The sequence below is a fragment of the Peptoniphilus obesi ph1 genome (assembly GCF_000311865.1).
GTDB classification, from domain to species: Bacteria; Bacillota; Clostridia; order Tissierellales; family Peptoniphilaceae; genus Peptoniphilus_E; species Peptoniphilus_E obesi.
The window spans coordinates 748,752-764,962 of the sequence record NZ_HE978580.1 but is presented as its reverse complement, the minus strand read 5'-3'; the positions used below and the strand labels follow the sequence as shown (position 1 = coordinate 764,962).

The 16,211-nt window shown below is 31.1% G+C and carries 16 protein-coding genes; 12 read left to right on the top strand and 4 right to left on the bottom strand.

All coding sequences use genetic code 11. The features are described from left to right. Positions 1–81 precede the first annotated feature (81 nt). The 6 genes from HGPB_RS03350 (at position 82) to HGPB_RS03330 (ending at position 7,299) form a co-directional block, all read left to right on the top strand. Positions 82–561 (top strand): Lrp/AsnC family transcriptional regulator, encoded by a 480-nt coding sequence (locus HGPB_RS03350; protein WP_019132278.1) that lies wholly within the window; start codon positions 82–84, stop codon positions 559–561. 8 nt (positions 562–569) lie between these two features. Further along, complete coding sequence (pruA, locus tag HGPB_RS03345) at positions 570–2,165, top strand: L-glutamate gamma-semialdehyde dehydrogenase (protein ID WP_019132277.1); 1,596 nt, start codon at positions 570–572, stop codon at positions 2,163–2,165. Between the two features lie 239 nt (positions 2,166–2,404). Beyond that, positions 2,405–3,082, top strand: a complete 678-nt coding sequence (locus tag HGPB_RS03340; protein WP_218915122.1) for a glycyl-radical enzyme activating protein — start codon at positions 2,405–2,407, stop codon at positions 3,080–3,082. 8 nt (positions 3,083–3,090) lie between these two features. Then, a complete protein-coding gene (locus HGPB_RS08895; protein WP_148497879.1) occupies positions 3,091–3,330 on the top strand; it encodes a hypothetical protein in 240 nt (79 codons plus the stop codon). A 10-nt stretch (positions 3,331–3,340) separates the two neighbouring features. After that, positions 3,341–5,704 carry a trans-4-hydroxy-L-proline dehydratase gene (hypD, locus tag HGPB_RS03335; RefSeq protein ID WP_019132276.1) on the top strand — a complete coding sequence of 788 codons (2,364 nt, stop codon included), beginning with the start codon at positions 3,341–3,343 and terminating at the stop codon, positions 5,702–5,704. Positions 5,705–5,799: 95 nt separating this feature from the next. Further along, positions 5,800–7,299: an alanine/glycine:cation symporter family protein gene (locus HGPB_RS03330; protein WP_019132275.1), complete on the top strand. Its 1,500-nt coding sequence runs from the start codon at positions 5,800–5,802 to the stop codon at positions 7,297–7,299. Between the two features lie 144 nt (positions 7,300–7,443). On the opposite strand, the gene HGPB_RS08450 is transcribed toward HGPB_RS03330, so the two are convergent. The 3 genes from HGPB_RS08450 to HGPB_RS03315 are packed head-to-tail and all read right to left on the bottom strand — an operon-like array spanning position 7,444 to position 9,454. Continuing rightward, the gene (locus HGPB_RS08450) at positions 7,444–8,319 is read right to left on the bottom strand and encodes a DUF975 family protein (protein ID WP_019132274.1); all 876 of its coding nucleotides are present in this window, start codon (positions 8,317–8,319) and stop codon (positions 7,444–7,446) included. A 9-nt stretch (positions 8,320–8,328) separates the two neighbouring features. Beyond that, positions 8,329–8,898, bottom strand: coding sequence for a chromate transporter (locus HGPB_RS03320; RefSeq protein ID WP_019132273.1), 570 nt, complete (start codon positions 8,896–8,898; stop codon positions 8,329–8,331). Further along, positions 8,888–9,454: a chromate transporter gene (locus HGPB_RS03315; protein WP_019132272.1), complete on the bottom strand. Its 567-nt coding sequence runs from the start codon at positions 9,452–9,454 to the stop codon at positions 8,888–8,890. The genes HGPB_RS03320 and HGPB_RS03315 overlap by 11 nt, the downstream gene beginning before the upstream one ends. 110 nt (positions 9,455–9,564) lie before the next feature. Between HGPB_RS03315 and proC the strand changes: the two genes are divergently transcribed. The 5 genes from proC to HGPB_RS03290 are packed head-to-tail and all read left to right on the top strand — an operon-like array spanning position 9,565 to position 13,486. Then, on the top strand, positions 9,565–10,347 hold the full coding sequence (gene proC, locus HGPB_RS03310; protein ID WP_019132271.1) for a pyrroline-5-carboxylate reductase: 783 nt from the start codon (positions 9,565–9,567) through the stop codon (positions 10,345–10,347). A 13-nt stretch (positions 10,348–10,360) separates the two neighbouring features. Next, complete coding sequence (locus HGPB_RS03305) at positions 10,361–10,945, top strand: DJ-1 family glyoxalase III (RefSeq protein WP_019132270.1); 585 nt, start codon at positions 10,361–10,363, stop codon at positions 10,943–10,945. After that, positions 10,945–11,910, top strand: a complete 966-nt coding sequence (locus HGPB_RS03300; protein ID WP_019132269.1) for a P1 family peptidase — start codon at positions 10,945–10,947, stop codon at positions 11,908–11,910. The genes HGPB_RS03305 and HGPB_RS03300 overlap by 1 nt, the downstream gene beginning before the upstream one ends. Positions 11,911–11,967: 57 nt before the next feature. Next, positions 11,968–12,738, top strand: a complete 771-nt coding sequence (locus tag HGPB_RS03295) for an ECF transporter S component (protein ID WP_019132268.1) — start codon at positions 11,968–11,970, stop codon at positions 12,736–12,738. Next, positions 12,710–13,486 carry a type III pantothenate kinase gene (locus HGPB_RS03290; protein ID WP_019132267.1) on the top strand — a complete coding sequence of 259 codons (777 nt, stop codon included), beginning with the start codon at positions 12,710–12,712 and terminating at the stop codon, positions 13,484–13,486. The genes HGPB_RS03295 and HGPB_RS03290 overlap by 29 nt, the downstream gene beginning before the upstream one ends. A 111-nt stretch (positions 13,487–13,597) precedes the next feature. Here HGPB_RS03290 and HGPB_RS03285 read toward each other — a convergent pair whose 3' ends face one another. After that, positions 13,598–14,653 (bottom strand): DUF3048 domain-containing protein, encoded by a 1,056-nt coding sequence (locus tag HGPB_RS03285; RefSeq protein ID WP_019132266.1) that lies wholly within the window; start codon positions 14,651–14,653, stop codon positions 13,598–13,600. A 162-nt stretch (positions 14,654–14,815) separates the two neighbouring features. Between HGPB_RS03285 and HGPB_RS03280 the strand changes: the two genes are divergently transcribed. Next, the gene (locus HGPB_RS03280; RefSeq protein WP_019132265.1) at positions 14,816–16,186 is read left to right on the top strand and encodes an MATE family efflux transporter; all 1,371 of its coding nucleotides are present in this window, start codon (positions 14,816–14,818) and stop codon (positions 16,184–16,186) included. The last annotated feature ends 25 nt before the right edge of the window (positions 16,187–16,211 follow it).

Below are 16,211 nucleotides of genomic sequence, written 5' to 3'. Positions count from 1 at the left end.
AATAGTTACTATTCGATGTATTTATTCGAAATATTGAAAAATAAGTTACTATATGTTAAAATATTTGAAAGAAGTGATATTATGAAATTTGATCGGATGAGTTTAAGAATAATAAACAAATTATTAATTGATGGCAGAAAAACTCACCAATCTCTTGCTAATGAACTTAGTTATTCAAGACCAGCAATTCATCAAAGAATTAATAAACTTGAAAAAAATGGAATAATTAATGGATACACAGCTGATATAGATTATTCTAAACTAGGATTTGGCATAGAAGCTTTTGTTTTAGTAAATATACATACTCTTGATTACAACTCTTGCATACAGAGTATATTGGATTTATCAAGAGAAGGCATATATGTAAAAAAAGCCTACAGGATAACTGGTCAGAAGTGTATAATAGTTAAACTTTTTGTTTCATCTACAGAAAATCTAAGGATATTCCACGATGAAATCTTAAAACTGGATGGTCTTATTGAAACAGATACTATGGTTGTTATGCAAGAAGAAGACAATGAACTAAAAGAAGAATATATTTTTGAGAAAATGGAGGATTGAGGCAGGAAATGAAAAATATTGCAGCAAAAGTTATACCTTTTAAGAATGAAAAGGTTATCACTTACACAAAAGATAGCAAAGAATACAAAGATTTAATGGCAGAATATAAAAAATTAAAAGAAGAATTTTTAGAAGTGCCTCTTATTATTGGTGGGGAAAAAGTTTTCACAGGTAATACTCAAGATATGGTAATACCTCACGATAATAAAAAAGTAATTGGTAAATATCATCTTGCAAGCAAAGAAGATGCCGAAAAAGCAATTGAAAAAGCTATTGAAGCAAGAAAGGCTTGGGCTAAACTTGATTGGGATGATAGAGTTTCTATTTTCTTAAGAGCAGCAGCACTTGCAGCTGGTCCATGGAGAAATAAATTAAATGCAGCAACTATGCTTTCTCAATCAAAAACTTACAAACAAGCAGAAATTGACTCAGCAGCAGAACTTGTAGATTTCTTAAAATCTAATGCTTCTTTATTATCTCAAATTTATGCAACTCAACCACTTAACACAGACACAACTTGGAATAGACAAAGTTTTAGACCGCTTGAAGGTTTTATATTTGCAGTAACACCTTTTAACTTTACATCAATTTGTCTAAACTTACCAACTGCACCAGCTATGGCAGGTAATGTTGTTCTTTGGAAACCATCTTCTTCAGCAGTTTATTCAAACTATATTGTATATCAAATGTTAGAAGAAGCAGGACTACCAAAAGGAGTAATTAACTTCTTACCAGGTAGATCTGGAGAAATTGGAGAACCAATATTAACAAATGAACATTTAGCTGGAATCCACTTTACAGGATCAACAGATACTTTCCAAACTATGTTTAAGACTGTTGGAGAAAATATTAAAAACTATAAAACTTTCCCACGTCTAGTTGGAGAAACTGGTGGTAAAAACTTCGTTATAGCTCATAAAACTGCTGATATAAAACTTTTAGTTAGAGCTTTAAGAGATGGAGCTTTTGAATATCAAGGACAAAAATGTTCAGCTGCATCTAGGGCATATATTCCTAAATCAATGTGGGAAGATGTAAAAGAAGCTTTATTCGAAGATATGAAGAAGGTTAAAGTTGGATCAGTTGAAGAATTTGATACATTTATGGGAGCTGTAATAGATCAATCAGCTTACAATAGCATCACTGATTATATAAAATATGCAAAAGATTCAGCTGATGCAGAAATTATATACGGTGGAAATTATAGCGATGAAAAAGGATTCTTTATTGACCCAACAATAATTCTTACAAAAGATCCTCATTTCAAAACTATGGAAGAAGAAATTTTTGGACCTGTTTTAACTGTTTATCTATATGATGACGATAAATATGAAGAAGTTCTAAAACTTGCTGATGAAACATCTCCATATGGACTTACTGGCTCAATATTTGCAGAATGTAGATATGCAATCAACAAAGCAACAGATATGCTTGAAGATGCAGCTGGTAACTTCTATATAAATGTTAGACCAACAGGAGCTGTTGTTGGACAACAACCATTTGGTGGAGCAAGATTATCAGGAACAAACGACAAAGCAGGAGCAATTAACAATATGTATAGATGGGTAAGCCCTAGAGTAGTTAAGGAAGAATTTATCAAATAAGAATTTTAATAATATTTTATTTGAATAATATACTTGATAAAAGAGGGAATGTAATATTCTCTCTTTTTATCAAATAATAGCAAAAATGTATTAACAAAATGATATATTTTTGCTATTATTTGATAATACAACTTTATTTTATTAAATAACTAAAACTGTATATTAATGATATTGATTTTTTTGGATAATACTATAAATCATCTAAATTAAGCAGTTAAGACAATATTAAGGAGTAAATTATGGAAAAAATGCAAGGAACAATATTTAATATACAAAAATTTTCTATACATGACGGACCAGGAATAAGAACAACAGTATTTTTTAAAGGTTGTCCTTTGAGATGCTGGTGGTGTCATAATCCAGAAAGCCTTTCTAATAAAGTTCAATTGATGATTAACTCTAGTAAATGTACTCTATGTGGTAAATGCGTTGAAGTTTGCCCTAACTCAGCTTTTAAAATAAAAAATGAAAAAGAGCTTATATATCTTAAAAATAAGTGTAACTTTGAAGGACAATGTGCATATTATTGTCCAACTGATGCAATAGAAATTGTTGGAGAAGTAAAAAGTCTTGAAGAAGTTATGAAGGAAATAGAAAAAGATAAAGTCTTTTACGAAACCACAGAAGGTGGAGTTACATTTTCAGGAGGAGAACCATTTAACCAAACTGAATTTTTACTAGAGCTTATAAAAGAATCAAAAAATAAAGATATAAGCGTAGCAGTTGATACAAGTGGAATGACTTTTTGGGAAAACATACAAAAAACTACAGATTATGTAGACTACTATCTATATGATTTAAAAATGATGGATAGAGAAAAACATAAAAAGTATACAGGACTTGATAATGGTCTTATACTTGATAATCTAAAAAAATTAGACCAAGAATTAGAAGGAAAAAAGGAAAAATCTTTTTAAGGTTAATATTGTTAGAAGGAATTAACGATAGCGACCAAGATATAGATTTAATACTTGATTTTATAAAGGATTTAAAAAACATACAACAGGTAAATCTTCTTCCTTACCACAAAATGGGTAGAGAAAAATACCAAAGATTAAATTTAGAATATAAAATGAGTGGTGAAGAAAAACCTGATGATAATAAATTAAAAGACATAAAAGCAAAATTCGAAAGAAACAAATATTTAACTGTTATAGGGGGGTAGGAGTGATTATATGAAAACTGATAGAATAAAAAGGTTAGAAGAAAAGAGTATAAATACAACTCCATATATTTCAATGGAAAGAGCTCAAATAGTAACAAGAGCTTATAAGAAATATTTAGGATCTGTATCATACCCAGAACTTAGAGCACTTTCTTTTAAAGAATTGATGCAAGAAAAAACGCTATATATTGGCGAAGATGAATTAATTGTTGGAGAAAGAGGAGAAGCACCACTTGCAACATCAACTTTCCCAGAACTATGCTGTCACACCCTAGAAGACTATCATCTAATGAATGATAGACACAAAGTACCATTTAAAGTTCCAGAATCAGCATATGAAATTCAAGAAAAAGAAATCATTCCTTATTGGGAAAATAAATCTACAAGATATAAGATGTTTAATGAATTAGACCAAGAGTGGATTGATTGTTATGAAGCTGGAATGTGGACTGAATTTATGGAACAAAGAGGACCAGGACATACAGCAGGAGACAAAAAAATCTATGAAAAAGGTATGAAAGACTTTAAAAAGGATATTCAAGATGAAATTGATAAACTAGACTTTTTAAATGATCCAAAAGCCTTTGATAAAAGAGAAAATCTAAGAGCAATGTTAATATCTTGCGATGCTATGATAATCCAAGGTAAAAGACATGCTGAACTAGCTAGACAAATGGCAGAAAAAGAAAGCAATGAAAAAAGAAAGAAAGAACTCTTAGAAATTGCTGAAATTTGTGATTGGGTACCAGAAAATGCACCAAGAACATTTAGAGAAGCTATACAAATGTATTGGTTTGTTCACCTTGGAGTAGTATCTGAAATGAACCCTTGGGATTCATTTAACCCAGGTAGACTTGACCAACATTGGTATCCTTTCTATAAAAAAGATTTAGAAGAAGGAAAAATTACTGAAGAAGAAGCTAAAGAATTCTTAGAATGTTTATGGATTAAATTTAATAATAACCCAGCTCCTCCAAAAGTTGGAGTAACACTTGAAGAATCAGGAACTTACTTCGATTTCTGTACACTTAATATAGGTGGACTAAAAACAAATGGAGAAGATGGAGTAAACGATCTTTCCTACATGCTTCTTGATATAGTTGAAGAAATGAGAATTTTACAACCAGGTAGTAACGTTCAAATTAGTGAAAAAACTCCTGAAAAATTCTTAAGAAGAGCTGTGGATGTAACAAGAGTAGGTACAGGAAGACCATCAATATTTAATGCAGACACAATCATAAAAGAGCTTCTAAATGCTGGAAAATCAATAGAAGATGCAAGAGACGGAGGTACTAGTGGATGTACAGAAACTGGAGCCTTTGGTAAAGAAGCATACATCTTAACAGGTTATTTCAACCTACCAAAAGTATTAGAAATAACACTAAATAACGGAAGAGATCCATATACTGGCAAGATGATCGGATTAGAAACTGGAGATCCAAGAGACTTCACAAGCTATGAAGAATTATTAGATGCCTACAAGAAACAAATGCATCACTTTATAGATATAAAAGTTAAAGGAAATAATATTATTTCTGGCATATTCTATAAATATATGCAAGCACCATTCTTATCAGTTATTATTGATGACTGTATTAAAAAAGGTATGGACTACAACCAAGGTGGAGCAAGATACAATATTACCTACATCCAAGGAGTTGGAATTGGTAATATAACTGATGACTTATCAGCTATTAAATACAATATCTTTGATAATAAAAAATTCACTATGGATGATCTTCTAAAAGCCTTAGATAATAACTTTGAAGGATATGACGATTTATATCATCTTGTAGCAAACAGAACACCAAAATTTGGTAATGATGATGACTATGCAGATGATATTACAACTAATATATTCAATATGTATTATGACGAAGTAACAGGAAGACCTGCTGGCAGAGGTGGAAAACACAGAATCAATATGCTACCAACAACATGCCACGTTTATTTTGGTAAGGTAATGGGAGCATCTCCTCAAGGAAGGAAGAAAGGTCTACCACTTAACGATGGTATTTCTCCATCAAAGGGAGCAGATACGAATGGACCTACAGCAGTTGTTAAATCTTGTGCAAAGATGGACCAATCAAGAACTGGTGGATGTCTACTAAATCAAAAATTCACTCCATCTGTAGCATATGGTGAAAAAGGACTTGATGGTATGACTGGTTTAGTAAGAGCCTATTTCAAACTAGGCGGACACCATATCCAATACAACGTAGTAAGCAGAGATACTTTAAAAGATGCTCAAAAGCATCCAGAAAATTATAAAAACTTAATAGTAAGAGTTGCTGGATATAGTGATTATTTCAATAACATTGATAAACCACTTCAAGATGAAATAATAGCTAGAACAGAACAAAATTTTAATTAAGACATAGTTTAATAAATAGTGTTTAATTAATAGGGAAGTTAAATCTTCCCTATTATTAAATATACATAAATTTTTAATTCACAAGGAGGTAAATTATGGATTCATTAGTAAAAATTGTTGGATCATTAAATGGATTTATTTGGGGTCCTGCGATGCTAATAATGATAGTTGGTTCTGGTCTTTATTTGACTATTAGAATGGGCGGTTTTCAATTTAGAAAACAAAAAGATATGTGGAGCAGAATTTTTGAACCAGGAGATTCAGACTCTGGTATATCAGCCTTTGCATCATTTTGTACAACCATGGCAATGCGTGTAGGGACAGGAAACGTCGCCGGTGTTGCAGTAGCAATTTATTACGGTGGACCAGGAGCCCTATTCTGGATGATAGTAGCAGGTATGACTAACTCAGCAGTTTGTTTTACTGAGTGTACTCTTGGAGTTTTATATAAAACAAGAATAGACGGTCAATACCGTGGTGGAGGTCCTTACTGTGCAGAAAGAGGACTTGGTTGGAAAAAATATGGGGCATTTATGGCTCTTATATTTATGATAGGAACATCTGCATTTATGCCAGCAGCAGCTACATATACAATTTGTGATGGATTTAATAATGCTCTTGGCGTAGAAATGTGGGTTAGTGCATTAATTATAGCTATTGTAATGGCAATAGTAGTAATTGGTGGGGTTAAGAGAATTTCACAAGTTGCATCTCTTATAGTTCCATTTATGGTAACAGTGTACTTAATTGTAACTATTATAATTCTTATTGTTAATATAAAAATTCTTCCAGGTGTTTTATATGATGTTGTAACTCATGCCTTTGCTAAAAATGCAATCTTTGGTGGAACAATTGGTGTTATAATTCAACAAGGTATAAAGAGAGGAACATTCTCAAGTGCATCTGGTATGGGAGAATCTTCTCCAACAGCAGCTGCAGCTGAAACAACTCACCCTGTTAAACAAGGTATGGCAAATGCAGCAGGTGTTTGGTTAGATACAGTTATAGTTTGTACAGCATCAGGACTTATGATGTTACTTACTGATTGTTTCAATACTTCTTTTGGTTATGTAGGATCTGGTTCTGCAGAACTTGCAGCACTTGCAGAAGCTGGAACAAATGGTGTAATATTTGTTCAACTTGCAACACAAACTGTACTTGGAAATCTATCACACATATTCATAGCTATAATGCTTGCTTTATTCTCATTTACTTGCTTAATTTCTTACTACTACGAAGCAGAAACAGCAGCAATGTACCTATTCCAAAAAGAATCTCAAAAATCTACAAGAAAAGTTGTAACTTGGATAATGAGAATAGGTATGCCAATACTTATCTTTATCTGGGGTAATATAGAATCTTCAGTAGCTTGGGACTTATCAGACCTTGCTCTTGGAACTTGTACTTGGGTAAATATGTTAGTTGTTATGATGCTATCATCAAAATCTATAAGTCTTTACAAAGATTATGATGAACAAATGAAAAAAGGTATAGATCCTTACTATGATCCTGACAGACTTTCTTGGAAGGGCGTAGATGTTGAAATGTGGAAAGACATAAATAAGAAGAGAATAGAAGAAAATAAAAATAAATAATTAAGATAAAAATAAGGGGGATAGTTTTTACTATCTCCCTTTTTGTGATTAAAATTCTATTTAAATGTATTTTATTTTTTAAAGTATAAAATTCACAAATAGTATTAATAAAAATCTATTTTACTTACAAATTAAATAATTTTATTAAACTTCTTGAAAATGTTCAACATAATAATCTGCATAATTTTCTGTGTAGAAAGGATCTACAAAACCACCAAGATTTTCATATCTTTCTCTAATTATTTCCTTCTTAGTTATATAAAGAGAAGAATAAGTTGCTTCGGTATAAGGGTTAAGTAATATAAAACCAAGATTTAATAATAAAGATGCAAGCAGTGCCCAACCAAAGAATGATATCTCTAGTGCAAAAATACTGAATTTATCATCATCGGTCATTTCTTTACTGATTTGTATTGCATCAGATAAAGGCATTTCTGGATTTTCTGCTAAAATATATTCTACAAAATAATATTGGTAGGATTTAACAATTCCTGGAATTATCAAAAGTAGGGTCCATAGAAATAAATATATATTTTTTAAAAATAATTTTCCAACAATCTTATTCCAAGTTCCATCTTTAAAAGGAGAAAATAAATAATTAAACTTAACATCATATTTATAGCCCCTAATAAAAAATCTTTTTAGCCCGACAGACATCGGCAGCATAATAAATATATTCACTAGTGCAAAGATAACAGAAACAACAGCAAAAGCTTTTTTGGATAATAAGAAGGTATGTTGACCTAACATCCAATCACTTAAAACTATATCATCCTTAGTAAATACATTTTTTGCACTTTGTAAAAATTGATTATTATAAAGACTTACTGAAAACTTAACATTGTTTTCTTCTTCATATTCTTGTATATATGAATTTTTTTCTCTAATTGTAACAAAACTTGAGTCTGTAGAAAAAATTGATGAAAGTCCAAAGTATACAAGGCATACTAGGACTGCAACTTTTAAATATTTTCTTAAAAATTCTTTAGCATTATTTTTTAAAACTTCTCTTGTCCACATATCTTCCTCCTAAATATAAATAAAAGCTAAGTTCAAAACTATACCCAAAACTATTCCAGTAAATATCATCCTAAATAGACTAAATTTTTTCATATACATAATTATACCAAGCAAAAAGCATATTAGGGCAGATATATTTATAGAATTTAGAGCAAAACCCTTTGGGAAAACACTGGTCTTTATAAGGTCGATAGCAGAAATAAATATTAAAGAAACTATACCTGCCTTTATTCCATTTAACATCCAGTCTAGGACCTTAAACTTTTTATTTTTTGTAAATAAAAAATATCCAAGAAGCATCATAAGTATTAGTTGAGGAGTTACAAAGCCAAGAGTTGCAACAATAGAACCAATTAGCCCGTTAACTTTTTGTCCAACAAAGGTTGCAGAATTTATTGCAATAGGACCTGGTGTCATTTGTGATATAGAAACTAAATCACGAAATTCAAGCCTTGTTATCCATCCATTTTGCTCAACTATGTACTTTTCAATTAGTGGAATTGATGCATAACCTCCACCAAAGGAAAGTGCTCCAATTTTTAAAAATATAAGATACAGATTAAATAATTCAGTCAACATTTTTGTTACCCCTATTTGCTATATAAAATACTATAATACCTGAAAGTGCACATAAAATTATTAAGTAGGAAGTTTTAACATTTAGGAAATATCCTAAAATGAAAATTAAAAGGACCATTATTACAGTAAATATTGGATATTTTTTATAAGAATTTTTCCCCATATTAAAAACAGTAAGTAAAAGTGCAGCTGAAACCATACCAGATATGCCATCAAGTGCTGAACTTACAAAAAAGTTTTGTCTGAACTTGCTATAAAAAATTGCCACTAAGGATAGTATTATAAGACATGGAAGAGCTGAGGCAAGTAGTGCTACTAGGGCACCAATAGGGCCTCTTAATCTGTAACCTGTTAAGATTGATGTTGAGATTGCCATTGCTCCTGGTCCACCTTGCGCAAGGGCAAGTATATCAATCATCTCATCATTGTCTAATATTTTTTTTTGATTAACAAAAACATCTTTTACAACAGTAACAATTGTATAGCCTCCGCCAAAGGTTACTGAATTAATTTTAAAAAAAGTAATAAATAAATCTAAATACGATATTTTCTTCATCTAACCACCAACTACAACCAATATATCACATTAAATTATTTTAAAAAAGCATATTATTATATATAATAAGGTGTAAGAATAGCTAAAAAATAAGTCTTATGGGGGATAGAATGGATAAAATAGGAATAATTGGAATAGGAAATATAGGAGCAGCAATTACAGAGTCTTTGATAGATAGTGATAAAGAAATAATAATATCAAATAGATCGAAAGGTGTTTTACAAAAATATAGGAAGTATAAAAATGTTGAGATAGCAGAATCAAATGCAAAACTTGCACAAGAAGCAAAATATATAATAGTTTGTGTAAAACCAATAAATTATCCACTAATAGCAAGTGAAATTTATGATTATTTAAATGAAGATTCTGTTATTATTTCCATAGCTGCAGGGTATACAATGAATAAGCTTGAAGAAATTTATCCTAACAGGAAGTATGTAATGAGCATGTCTAATACACCTGCACTTGTTAAAGAAGCTATGAGTGCAATTTGTCCAAATGATAAGGTAAGCAAAGAGGAAACTGATGACATATTAGAAATATTTTCTTATTTTGGCAAGGTTGCTAAACTTCCAGAAGATAATTTTGCTGCTTTTACAGCAATTTGTGGCTCTTTACCAACTTATATTTATATGTTTATAGAGGCTGCATCTGATGCTGCTGTAAAAAATGGTATGAAAAGAAAAGATAGCTATGAATATATAGCTCAAACAGTTAAGGGTTCTGCTGAACTTTTACTAAAAACAAAAGATCATCCAGCAAAATTAAAAGACGATGTTACTTCTCCTGCAGGAACTTCAATAGAAGGTTTAAAAAGCTTAGAAAATCATGGATTTAGGGCGGCTATAATGGATGCAATAGATGCAGTTTCTGATAAGTATAGAAAAATGTGAGAGGGGATTACATATGAAAGATCTATTAATATTATTAGCAGATGGATTTGAAGATATAGAGGCACTTACAGTTGCTGATTATTTAAGAAGGGCAGAACTAGATGTTGATCTAGTAAGTATATCTGATAACAATGTTGTTAAATCAGCTCATGGAGTAAAAGTTCTAGCTGATAAGACTTTTATCGAAATTAATTTTGAAGATTACAAGGGACTTTATATTCCTGGTGGACTTCCAGGTGCAACAAATCTTGCAAAAGATGAAAAAATTGTCGAAGCAGCTGAAATGTATCTAAAAGAAGATAAATACGTTGCTGCAATTTGTGCAGGTCCAATAGTTTTAGATAAGGCTGAGTTATTAAAAAATAAAAAATTTACTTGTTTTCCAGGATTTGAACAAAACTTATCAGTACAAGATAGACTAGATGAGCCAGTAGTTTTTGATGAAAATATGATTACAGCTATGGGACCATCCTTTGCCCAAGTTCTTGCTTTTGAATTAATTAAATTATTTAAGGGTGAAGGTGTGGCAGAAGAAGTTAAAAAATCTACTTTATTTGTAAACTTAGTAGATTTTATAAAGGAAGGTAAAATAAAATAATGTATTCAGGTTATTTAACAGATATAGAAGGGATAAAATTAGGGCACTATACAGATGATAGTGCCCTTACAGGTGTTAGCCTTGCTGTTTGTGAAGAAGGAGCAGTTTGCGGAGTTGATGTAAGAGGATCAGCTCCAGGAACAAGAGAGACTGATTTATTAAAAGCAGAAAACCTAGTAGAAAAAGTGCATGGAGTAATGCTAGCTGGTGGATCAGCCTACGGACTTGATGCAGCATCAGGGGTTATGAAATATCTAGAAGAAAAAGATATAGGAATGGATGTTACAGTTTGCAAGGTTCCAATAGTTGTTGGGGCAGTTATTTTTGATTTATCTGTTGGAAATCCATTTGTAAGACCAGATTTTAAAATGGGATATGAAGCTGCAAAAAATGCAAAAAATGAAGACAAGTCAATGGGACTTGTTGGAGCAGGAACAGGAGCAAGTGTAGCAAAAATTCTTGGCAATGATTATGCTATAAAATCAGGACTGGGCCAAGCATCTATTAGCCTTGGGGATTTAAAAGTTGCAGCTATAACAAGTCTTAATGCTTTTGGAGATATATTTGACCACGAAGCAGGAAAATTAATTGCAGCTCCTTATGATAAAGAAAATAAAAAGTTTTTAGATACAATGAAATTATATGAAGAAAAAAATAGTGATTATAATGCCTTTAACAGGTCCACAAACACAACAATATCAATTGTCGCAACCAATGCAAGACTAACTAAGGCAAATGCAAACAAGGTAGCTCAAATGGCCCATGATGGCTATGCAAGAAGTATAATACCTGTTCATACAATGTTTGATGGCGATACAATTTTTTCTATGGCAACAAATAAAGTAGATGCAGATATATCCTTAGTTGGATCACTAGCTGCAAAGGCCGTATCAAGAGCTATAGCAAATGCTATATATTCTTCTAATTCTTCTTATGGACTTATCTCCTATAATGATATAAAATAAAAAACGTAGTTTATATTGAAGGGTATCTTTTTAAAAGAACTCTATCAGGAGGTAAAAATGAATAAACAAAAAAACAGAAAGTTAGTTATCGCATCAATGCTAGGAGCAATCACAGTTGTACTTGGATTGACTCCACTAGGATTTATACCACTAGGCTTTATTAGTGCAACTACAATGCACATCCCAGTAATTATTGGGGCTATACTTGAAGGACCAGTGGTAGGTATGGCAGTAGGTTTAATTTTTGGTTTATCCAGTCTTTTTAATGCAATAACAAGACCAACACCTATATCAGTAGTATTTTATAATCCATTAATATCAATTCTACCAAGAATATTGATTGGTTTATTTTCTTACTACGTTTACAAGGCAGCAAGCAAGATTGATTATCAAAAATCAAAAAAATTATCTTATGGAGTTTGGGCAGTAATAATAGCTTTACTTTGCTATTTATTATTTAAAAACATAAGCTCAGGAGAATCTACAGTTTTAGCTATATCACTTAACGTAGTGCTTTTAATAATTGCAATAGTAATGGTATATCTATTAAACAGAAAAGATTCAAACCTTGCTATAACTCTTGGAGCATTTGTAGGTTCAATGACCAATACAATTTTTGTAATGGGTGGGATTTATTTTCTATATGCTGCTAAATACGCAGAAATAGTAGGAAGACCACTAGAAGAAGCAGGCGCAGCAGTAATGAGTGTTGTTGTCACATCAGGTATACCTGAGGCGATAATAAGTGTAATAATTACAACAGCTGTTGTAAACGCTGTAAATTTAAGTAGAGGTAAGAGTGTTACTAGCAGTCAACATAACGAATAAAAATATTTTTTTTGGAATCTTTGATAAAGATAAATTATTAAATTCTTATAAAATAAAAAGTGATATAAATAGTTCAGAAGATGAAATATATATACTTATGAAACTTCTATTAGAAGAAGATTTTTCTAAATCTAGTATAAAAGATGTAATTATTTCATCAGTCGTGCCAGAACTTGGCTTAACTATGAAAAATACTTTGAAAAAATATCTGAATATAGATGCTCATATGGTTGGAGTGGGATTAAAAACTGGTCTAAACATTAAGTGTGAAAATCCAAAAGAAGTAGGATCAGACCGAATAGTCAATGCAGTCGCAGCAGTTAACCTGTATGGAGGACCTGCAATTGTTACAAATCTTGACCATATAATGACATTTGATTTTATAACAGATAGAAAAGAATTTAAGGGCGGATTAATATTTCCAGGAATTAATTTGGCAAAAAATGCACTCGTAAATTTTTCTGCTAAACTTCCTCAAGTAGATATTGAATATACAAAAGATGTTGTTGGAAATACAACAGTAAAAGCTATTCAATCTGGTCTTATAAATTCCTATCTTAGTATTTTCGATGGAAATTTAGACAAAATTATAAGTGAAACAGGCTTTGACAAAGACGAGATAAATATAATAGCAACAGGTAGTCAGGCAGAGCTTATAACAAAGAAAACTAATCACAAAATAATAATTGATAAGAATTTAAACCTAAAGGGATTAAATATTATCTATAAGATAAACAAGAATAAATAATAAAACCGGTATAGATTTTTTCTATACCGGTTTCTTAATTTAAAATTTCTAACTTATATAGCAAGCTGATTTATAAAAGTCTTGCTATATTTTTTATATTCAGAAATCAACTTATTCTTCTTTTTGGTCAGGGCTAAGAGGTAGAATTTCAAGATCTTCTTCTGCATCTGTTGTTTCTATAAAAGTTTTACCTGGCTTAAGTATGATTTCCTTATCATCTAGAGTATAAAATTTTGTTTTTGAATTTTCATCAGCTTTTTCCCATTTTATATCTATAATCTTTCCATCACTTATAAGTTTTCCGCTGCCTTGTCCAATATTATCAATTTTTAAAGTTCCATTTGGTCCAGCAACCTTTGAATTTGCAAATTGTACAATTATGTTACTTGCAAAAATATCATTATTGCTAGCTTCATCGATTAAATTTTCCCCATTAACTACAACAAGATACATTCCTTTTTCCTTATCATATACAAAGTCTGTATTGTAGCTAGGGAAGAAATTAATTTTTAAATCATCACAAGGAGTATCTTGCATTTGTTTCTTTAAATCTGCTAGGTCCTTGTTAGTATCAAATTTAAAATATTCACCATTTTTTATACCATCTAGGTAAGACAATTCTTTTGCCCTATCAAACAATAAGTCATAAGATGAATAACCATCATGAGGTCTTTTTTTATTAACTTCCTTATTTCTATAAAAAGTTGAGCCTTCGTAGGCTATACCGTCTATATCATTTACCCCATCTACTTTTATTTGGTCATAGCCAGCTTCTGAACCACCCCAGTGAACATAAATTGCATCATATTCTTTTGCTGTGTTTACAAAATAAGGTCTAGCAGACCTTATCGGTCCTATAACACTAGCTTCATTTCTTTGGAAAAGACCCAAAAATCTTGTAAATTCTCCTTCAACTTTATATTCATAGATTATTTCTGCATCTTCTATGCTTGATTGAGGTCTTGCATCTGGGTGGTTATCAAACATAATTGCAAAAATTGGTCTATCAAGGTCTTCTTCTTTGACTTCTTTGCCGTCTAAGCTTGAATAAAATACTTTTTCTTCAACTACTTTTTTTTCTTGATTTGTTGCTTGGTTATTTGAACTAGAACAAGCACAAAGCAAGCTGATAATTAAGATTGTAAAAATAATTTTTAATTTTTTCATTTTTTCTCCTATATTATGTAAAATTTTTGTACTATATTAATTATATTATAGTATATATTTAAGCTAAATATTGTATACTTGAGGGAAAATTTTATTAAAAAATAGAAATTTTACCACTTTATTTGATAAGATATATAGATGAATAGTTTTGGAGGTGTGTTAATGAAAGTCAAATTAAAAAAAGCAAGCAGTGGCGAAGTAAATTTAACCGAAGGTTCAATTTTACAAGGTCTTGTAATATTTTCTATACCACTTTTATTATCTAGTTTACTACAACAATTTTATAATACTGCCGACCTTATGATTGTTGGTAAATTTGCAGGCAAAAACCCTATGGCTGCAGTTGGAGCATCGGGTGCTTTATCGAATTTACTAATAGGATTATTTTTAGGTTTAACAACTGGTGCATCGGTAGTTGTGGCTCAAGTCTATGGAAAGGGAGACAGAGAAGAAATCCAAGATGCTGTTCACACTTCTTATGCTATTGCTATTGTCGGAGGTATAATTATATCGATTATAGGTGTCTTAGTCGCACCGACAATACTTGGTTTTCTAAACACTCCAGATGAAATTCTTACACATGCTACTGTATATATGAGAATTTTATTTTTAGGAATGACACCGATTTTGGTTTTTAATATGGGATCAGGTATTCTAAGATCTATTGGAGACTCTAGAAGACCTTTTAACTTTTTGTGCGTAGCAGCAGCAATAAATATAATTCTAGACTTAGTTTTTGTAATTATATTTAAGCTATCAGTTCTTGGAGTAGGTATAGCTACACTTGTTGCACAAACTGTATCTGCTATATTAGTAACTTACAACTTAATGAAATCAGAAAGAGAATTTAAGCTTGATTTAAAACAAATTAAATTCCATAAACATATAATGGTTAGAATTTTTCAAATAGGAATACCAACAGGTGTCCAATCAAGTGTTATCTCTTTTTCAAATGTTATAATTCAATCTAAGGTAAACCTTTTTGGTGCATCAGCTATTGCAGGCTATGCAGCTCAAGAAAGACTTGATGGATTTATATTTATGTCCTTGAATGCTCTTTCACTTGCAGCAACAACCTTTTCTGGACAAAATATAGGAGCAGGAAAAGTAGAGAGATTAAAATCAGGGGTAAGATTATCTATAGCCCTATCTTTAGTAGTAAGTATAACCTTGTCTGTTTTGGGAAGGGTTTTTATAATAGAACTTATGAGCATATTTAGTAATGAGCCAGATGTTATAGAAGTTGGAGCAACAGCCTTTAGATATTTATCAGCGGGATACTTTATATTTGGTATTAGTGAGATCTTAGGAGGCTTTGTAAGAGGGGCAGGCTATGCAGTTCCCCCTATGGTGATATCAGTTTTTTCTATGTGTATATTAAGACTTGTTTGGATCTTTGTAGCTCTTAATATTTGGTTCAAGATAGATGTTGTATTTTTATCTTATCCAATATCTTGGACGACAACTCTTTTACTAAATGTATTATATTTTAAATTTGGTAATTGGAGGAGTAGTTTCAAAGAGGCTTATTAAGTCTCTTTGTCTTTTTTATAAGGTG